Here is a 7,188-nt window from a genome sequence, read left to right on the forward strand (position 1 = left end):
TAGCAGGATTTAATAATCATTATGACTTAGGTGTATTACCTTCGACATCTAGATTAAGCGCATCAGTTAAAATTTCAAGGGTGTGATTATCCTGCAATTGCGCCACTTGTGCTAGTGCTTTTGTTGGACCATGCATCATTTGATTAGATAATTTATGACTAAACGCCGCTAACACCGCTTTAGGATCCTGACCATCTTCTATCTGAGCTATCGCTTTAGTCAGTAATGAATCGCGAATTTGAATCTGAGAGTCGCGGTATGATTTTACAACATCTACATTGTTTTGTGCTTGTTGCCATTGCGTCACCATGTTGATTTGTTCGTCAATCATAACCTGCGCTTGCTCGGCTGCTTGCTCTCGATTCGCTAAATTTTGGGCCACAATATGCTGTAAGTCATCAACGGTATATAAATACACTTCATCCAGTTTTGCCACTTCCCCTTCAATGTCACGTGGGACAGCAATATCTATCATCAACATAGGTTTATGTTTTCTTTGCTCCAATGCATGTTCTACCATGCCTTTACCAATTAATGGTAACTGAGAAGCGGTTGACGAAATAATAATATCAGCTTGTGGTAAATGACTTGGCAGTTGATTTAATGTCATCGCTTGCCCATCAAACAACGCTGCAATTTCTTGAGCTTTACCAATGGTCCGATTGGCTACATCAATGTTGATAGCGCCTTGTTCATGTAAATGTTTAGCCACTAAATCGATGGTTTCACCAGCGCCAATGAGAAGTACTCGGGAATGCGCTAAATTGCCAAAAATTTGTTTCGCCAGTTGTACTGCTGCAAACGCAACAGATACGGCGTTGGCCCCTATATCGGTGTCGGTGCGGACTTTTTTGGCGACTTGAAATGTATGATCAAAGATCCGCTGAAACTGACTGGTCAATGCATCATGACGCTTTGCATCGCTGACGGCTTGCTTAACCTGACCCAGAATTTGTGGTTCACCTAAGATAAGAGAATCTAAACCAGATGCAACCCGCATAATATGATTCAAAGCTGCATTATCTTTATGAATGTAAGTATGCTCGGATAATTCATCAAAATCACATTGATGGAAATCAGCTAACCACCGAACCAGACTGTCATGGTTCGGTAAAGCACAGCCTAATTGCAAGTATAATTCTGTTCTATTACAAGTAGAGAGCACGACTGAAGCGTCGACAGCATCGACCAACTGTAAACTCGCGAAGGCTTCAGTTAACGCATCAGGCGTAAACGCGACTTTTTCACGTAGCGAAACAGGTGCAGGATTGTGATTAATGCCTAAGGCGATGACGGTCATGGATAAGTTCTTTGACTAAATAACTGTGTTATTGTACGAAAAAGCCTGCATGATTAAAAGTAAATCTATCAAGACGTTAGGCCTGTATCGTAATTTCTTAAAAACATGGGTAGTATATGTACCATTATATAATGAAAATATTTCTCCCCCTTTTATGACATATAACATCACAACACTTACCTTCGTTAAACTGATTCTATCTATCTGCTTACTGTGGCTGATCCAAGGGTGTACCAGTATAACTTCCAAAGGCAACTTGATGGCAGCAGCTAATGTCTCACAACTTACACAATGGCAAGCCAGTGGCAAACTTGCATTTATCACCCCAACCGACAAACAATCTGTCAATTTTATATGGTCACAAAATAATGATGACTATAAAGTAAATTTTAATACTTTTTTAGGCATTAATGTATTGAGCATCAAACGCGATCGCAATGGTATTGTTATCAGCGCAGATGGTAAAGATTATCAAAGCGATAACCCTCAACAGCTTGTTTTTGAACTCACCGGTTGGTGGCTACCGATGGATAATTTGAGTCGTTGGTTAAAAGCAGACATCACTGATAATGAAGGTGATATCTCAGTCAACAATATTGGAAATATTCAATCGTTTACACCCCACTGCGACCAAACCAATTGTGCTAACCAAGTAATTATCCACTATGATCAGTTTCAATCTGCAGCACATTTAATACTGCCCCATCGTTTAACAATAAAAACACAAGGAATGACTCCGCAAACCTTAAAAATTAAGGTGCAGCGCTGGTTATAGATACAATGGCTGACGTACTTAGCAATATTGGTCTGTCGATTTCATATAACTTAATGACTTCACCTATGAAAAATACTACTATCTTGTTTGTTTTATCATGGATCAATTATCATATTATATGTCTTCATTATTAGCACAATATCAGCATATCTCATGGCCTTCTCCAGCAAAGCTGAACTTGTTTTTGCATATCACTGGGCAACGACAAGATGGTTATCATGAACTCGAATCTTTATTTCAAATGACTGATTATGGCGACACATTAACTTTTGCCCCCAATAACACTGGCGAAGTGAGGTTAATGACTGCTTTTCCTGATGTAGCCCATGATGATAACTTGATTGTCAAAGCGGCTAAAATCCTAAAAAATTATTGTCACATTAATGCGGGCGTGGATATCAGTATTGAGAAAGTCCTGCCAATGGGCGGTGGTATTGGCGGTGGCTCCACTAATGCAGCAACAGTACTAATGGTATTAAATAGGTTATGGGAATGTCACTTGTCTGATAATACATTAGCTACAATTGGCTTAACCTTAGGTGCTGATGTGCCTGTGTTTATCCACGGACAAACGACGTTTGCTCGTGGTGTAGGTGAAAAATTCACCCCGGCACCTAATACAGATGCTGTTTTTTTGGTCATTCATCCAGGTATTCATATTTCCACTAAGGATATTTTTAATTCACCTGATTTGTGCAGAAATACGCCCAGTATTGATTTTTGTGACTATACTTTTAACAATACCCATAATGATTGCCAACAATTAGTCGTAAACTTGTATCCGAAGGTTGCAAATTTATTACAGCACTTGTTACACTACGCGCCGTCGAGATTGACTGGTACAGGTGCTTGCGTATTTGCCATTTTTGACAAGGAAGAAACAGCTCAACAGGCGTTGTTAACCATACAACACCAACAAATATTGGACAATACAGGACATGCATTCATTTGTCGTGGACTGGCAGAATCACCACTGCAGACAAAAATAAAGACCATATTTGACGTTCGGGACTAAAGGAATACAATTGGGGTATAGCCAAGTTGGTAAGGCAGCGGGTTTTGATCCCGCCATCCGTAGGTTCGAGTCCTGCTACCCCAGCCACCTCTTTATATAAACCTACGCACTGAGGAATAACCTGTGCCAGACATGAAGATTTTTGCCGGTAACGCGGTCCCAGAACTAGCTCTTAAAGTAGCTGAACGCCTATATACTAAATTAGGAGATGCCACTGTCAGTCGTTTTAGCGACGGTGAAATTTCTGTAGAAATTCATGAAAATGTCCGTGGATCAGATGTTTTCATTATCCAATCCACTTGTGCACCAACGAATGATAACTTAATGGAATTAATCGTAATGATTGATGCCTTACGTCGTGCATCTGCTGGTCGAATTACTGCTGTTATACCTTATTTTGGTTATGCGCGTCAGGATCGTCGTGTACGTTCTGCACGTGTTCCAATAACAGCCAAAGTCGTTGCGGATTTCTTGTCTAATGTTGGCGTTGATCGTGTATTAACTATTGACTTACATGCTGAGCAAATTCAAGGATTCTTTGATGTGCCAGTCGATAATGCATTTGGTACCCCTATTTTATTAGATGACATGTTTAAGCGTGATTTCCACGAACCCGTTGTTGTTTCACCGGATATCGGTGGTGTGGTACGTGCACGTGCAACAGCTAAGTTACTCAATGATATTGATTTAGCGATTATTGATAAACGTCGTCCAAAAGCCAATGTGGCAAAAGTGATGAACATCATTGGGGATGTAAAAGGTCGTGACTGTATAATCGTTGATGATATGATTGATACTGGTGGTACCCTAGCAAAAGCGGCAGAAGCATTAAAAGAACATGGTGCACGTAATGTTTATGCTTATGCGACACATGCCATTTTCTCTGGTAAAGCAGCAGAGAACTTAGAAGCTTCCGTCATTGATGAAATAATCGTGACTGACAGTATTCCATTATGCGAGAAAATGCAAAAAGTCAGTAAAGTGAAACAACTCACACTATCAGACATGCTGGCTGAAACTATTCGTCGTATTTCTAACGAAGAATCTATTAGTGCGATGTTTGATTACTAAATAATAATGCTGTGCATTCGCACCTCTAATGGCCCAGTTAATGTATAAAGAATTGACTGGGCTATTAATCACATTCTCCTAACGTCTTTATCTACTTCACACTCAATTACATACAAATTGGTCTAATACTGCCAATAGCCATATGTTATTCATTGCTTTTAATCACTAATAAATGATAGAATTCGTCGCCCTCAAATTTGGGGCTGTAGTTTTTTAACTACTTTCAGGTTGGATTTGGTCGCAAAATCCAACGACTATTATACTATCACTTGGAGACATCAATATGTCTGAAGCAATCTTCAATTTAGAAGCACAAGTCCGTACTGACCTAGGGAAAGGTGCGAGCCGCCGCCTACGTCACGCAGACAAAGTACCAGCAATCCTTTACGGTGCAGATAAAGAGCCAGTATCTTTAACTTTAGCACACAACAAACTAATGCAAGCGCAAGAGTTTGAAGCATTTTACTCTCACGTTCTAACACTTGATGTTGACGGCGAAAAAGTAGAAGCGCTAGTAAAAGATATGCAACGTCACCCGTACAAGCCAAAAATCTTACACGTTGATTTCTTACGTGTAGATGCTTCTAAAGCTGTACACACCAACGTGCCTGTGCACTTCATCAATGAAGAAACTGCACCTGCGATCAAAACTCAAGGCGGTCATGCTGAGCATCACGTGAACGAAATCGAAGTATCTTGTTTACCAAGCCAACTTCCTGAGTTCATTGAAGTAGACCTAACTAACGTTGAACTTGGTCAAACACTACATTTATCTGACATTACACTTCCAGAAGGTGTATCGTCAATTGAACTTGCTAAAGGTGAAAGCCATGATTTAGCTGTAGTGACTATCAAAGCAGCTAAAGGCAAAGCAGCCGATGAAGCTGCAGACGAAGAGTCTGACGCGGAATAATTTGCGTTGACGGATATACGTCTTATCGTGGGTCTGGGTAATCCAGGCCCCGAATATCAAAATACTCGCCACAACGCGGGTGAAATGTTTGTTTCTTCTTTAGCACGCACCTTTTCTTGTACTTTAAAACCTGAAAGCAAATTCTTTGGTCTTACCGGCCGAACAAACATTGCTGGACGTGATGTGCGCCTGCTCTATCCTACTACCTATATGAATAAGAGTGGCCAATCTGTTGCTGCCATTGCACAATTCTATAAAATTGAGGTAGCAAACATTTTAGTCGCTTATGATGAACTCGATCTCCCGCCTGGTATTGCCAAATTCAAAGTTGGCGGTAGTTCTAGTCAAAATGGGATCCGCGATATTGTATCGCGCATGGGCAATCAAAAAGATTTTCTTCGCCTACGCATTGGTATAGGTCATCCAGGGCATAAAAGCCGAGTGACCGGCTATGTTTTAGGTAAAGCACCCGCTACAGAACAAGCTCAAATAGATGCTGCCATTGATGAGTCAATCCGCAGTACCGAAATATTAATCAAAGAAGATTTAGTTGCAGCACAACAACGACTGCACAGTTTTTCAGCACCTTAGAACAGGATCAATTCTCATGGGATTTAAATGTGGTATCGTCGGTCTACCTAATGTAGGCAAATCAACCCTATTCAATGCATTAACTAAAGCAGGCATAGAGGCAGCTAACTTCCCTTTTTGTACTATTGAGCCCAATACCGGTGTCGTACCAGTACCTGATTTGCGCCTTGATGCGATTGCTGAGATTGTTAATCCTCAAAAAATTATTCCTACGACCATGGAATTTGTTGATATTGCAGGGTTAGTTGCAGGTGCATCTAAAGGCGAAGGTCTTGGTAACAAATTTTTAGCAAACATTCGTGAAACAGATGCCATTGGCCATGTAGTACGTTGTTTTGATGATGAAAACATCGTTCACGTATCTGGCGCCGTATCACCTGCTGATGATATTGAAATCATTAATACTGAGTTGGCGTTAGCCGATTTAGAAACCACTGAAAAAGCTCTATTACGTGTCGGTAAACGTGCTAAAGGTGGCGATGCTGATGCTAAATTTGAAATGAAAGTACTAGAAAAAATCAAACCGCATTTAGATGAAGGTGAGATGTTACGTTCTGTGTCTTTGGAAAAAGAAGAACTCGCAGCAATTAGTTACATGAATTATCTCACTATCAAGCCAACTATGTATATTGCCAACGTAGCTGAAGATGGATTTGAAAATAATCCGTTACTTGATAAAGTCAAAGCAATCGCGGCAGCAGAGAATGCAGTTGTCGTAGCAGTATGTGCAGCGATTGAATCAGAAATATCAGAACTGGATGATGAAGATAAAGCAGAATTCTTGGACGAGATGGGTCTTGAAGAGCCGGGTCTAAATCGTGTTATTCGCAGTGGATATGAGCTATTAACATTGCAAACTTATTTTACTGCTGGTGTTAAAGAAGTTCGTGCTTGGACCTTCCCTGAAGGCTCAACTGCGCCACAAGCGGCTGGTAAAATTCATACTGATTTTGAAAAAGGCTTTATTCGCGCTGAAATCGTTGGGTATGACGACTATATCGCAGGTCGCGGTGAAGCGGGTGCAAAAGATGCAGGTAAATGGCGTTTAGAAGGTAAAGAATATATCGTCAAAGATGGTGATGTGATCCACTTTAGATTTAACGTATAAATAAGCGTGTAGCTATTTTACTTAAAGCTTTACTAGAACGGACCTGAAGGTCCGTTTTTTATGCTTGCATTACCGGATTTGTGTGCTAAATGTGCATTTTGTTCAAAGTTAACACAAAATGTGAGTTTTCTCTAAAAAAGTGTTGACGCGTGCAGTCACAATAAGCATAATACGCCCCGCTTCAACGAGCATCTTATGTTCGTTTAGTAAGTGGCTAAGTAGCTCAGTTGGTTAGAGCACATCACTCATAATGATGGGGTCGCAGGTTCGAATCCCGCCTTAGCCACCATTTATTTCTCTTGTAGAAGTAAATAAGAGAAACTCCGTGCGGGAGTGGTGGAATTGGTAGACACGCTGGATTTAGGTTCCAGTGCTTCACGGCGTGAGAGTTCAAGTCTCTCCTCCGCACCATGTG

The 7,188-nt window shown here is 40.7% G+C and carries 7 protein-coding genes and 3 tRNA genes; 9 read left to right on the plus strand and 1 reads right to left on the minus strand.

Going from position 1 to position 7,188, the window contains the following annotated elements; all coding sequences use genetic code 11:
• Positions 1–19: 19 nt before the first annotated feature.
• Positions 20–1,300, minus strand: a complete 1,281-nt coding sequence (hemA, locus tag G2999_RS01080; protein ID WP_010177868.1) for a glutamyl-tRNA reductase — start codon at positions 1,298–1,300, stop codon at positions 20–22.
• Positions 1,301–1,349: 49 nt separating this feature from the next.
• Between hemA and lolB the strand changes: the two genes are divergently transcribed.
• From lolB to G2999_RS01125, 9 genes are all read left to right on the plus strand, one after another.
• On the plus strand, positions 1,350–2,075 hold the full coding sequence (gene lolB / locus G2999_RS01085) for a lipoprotein insertase outer membrane protein LolB (RefSeq protein WP_010177870.1): 726 nt from the start codon (positions 1,350–1,352) through the stop codon (positions 2,073–2,075).
• A 97-nt stretch (positions 2,076–2,172) separates the two neighbouring features.
• On the plus strand, positions 2,173–3,090 hold the full coding sequence (gene ispE, locus G2999_RS01090; protein ID WP_232222387.1) for a 4-(cytidine 5'-diphospho)-2-C-methyl-D-erythritol kinase: 918 nt from the start codon (positions 2,173–2,175) through the stop codon (positions 3,088–3,090).
• An 11-nt stretch (positions 3,091–3,101) separates the two neighbouring features.
• A tRNA-Gln gene (locus G2999_RS01095) sits at positions 3,102–3,177 on the plus strand.
• 36 nt (positions 3,178–3,213) lie between these two features.
• On the plus strand, positions 3,214–4,161 hold the full coding sequence (locus G2999_RS01100) for a ribose-phosphate pyrophosphokinase (RefSeq protein ID WP_029257312.1): 948 nt from the start codon (positions 3,214–3,216) through the stop codon (positions 4,159–4,161).
• Positions 4,162–4,444: 283 nt separating this feature from the next.
• Entirely contained in the window at positions 4,445–5,074 is a 630-nt protein-coding gene (locus G2999_RS01105) for a 50S ribosomal protein L25/general stress protein Ctc (protein WP_010177874.1), read from the plus strand.
• Between the two features lie 6 nt (positions 5,075–5,080).
• Positions 5,081–5,665, plus strand: a complete 585-nt coding sequence (gene pth, locus G2999_RS01110) for an aminoacyl-tRNA hydrolase (protein WP_010177876.1) — start codon at positions 5,081–5,083, stop codon at positions 5,663–5,665.
• Between the two features lie 16 nt (positions 5,666–5,681).
• Positions 5,682–6,773 (plus strand): redox-regulated ATPase YchF, encoded by a 1,092-nt coding sequence (gene ychF, locus G2999_RS01115; protein ID WP_010177878.1) that lies wholly within the window; start codon positions 5,682–5,684, stop codon positions 6,771–6,773.
• A 212-nt stretch (positions 6,774–6,985) separates the two neighbouring features.
• Positions 6,986–7,062, plus strand: a tRNA-Met gene (locus G2999_RS01120).
• A gap of 38 nt (positions 7,063–7,100) precedes the next feature.
• Positions 7,101–7,184: transfer RNA gene (locus tag G2999_RS01125), tRNA-Leu, on the plus strand.
• Positions 7,185–7,188: the final 4 nt, after the last annotated feature.

The sequence above is a fragment of the Glaciecola sp. HTCC2999 genome, assembly GCF_000155775.1.
In the GTDB taxonomy this organism is placed as follows: Bacteria; Pseudomonadota; Gammaproteobacteria; order Enterobacterales; family Alteromonadaceae; genus Opacimonas.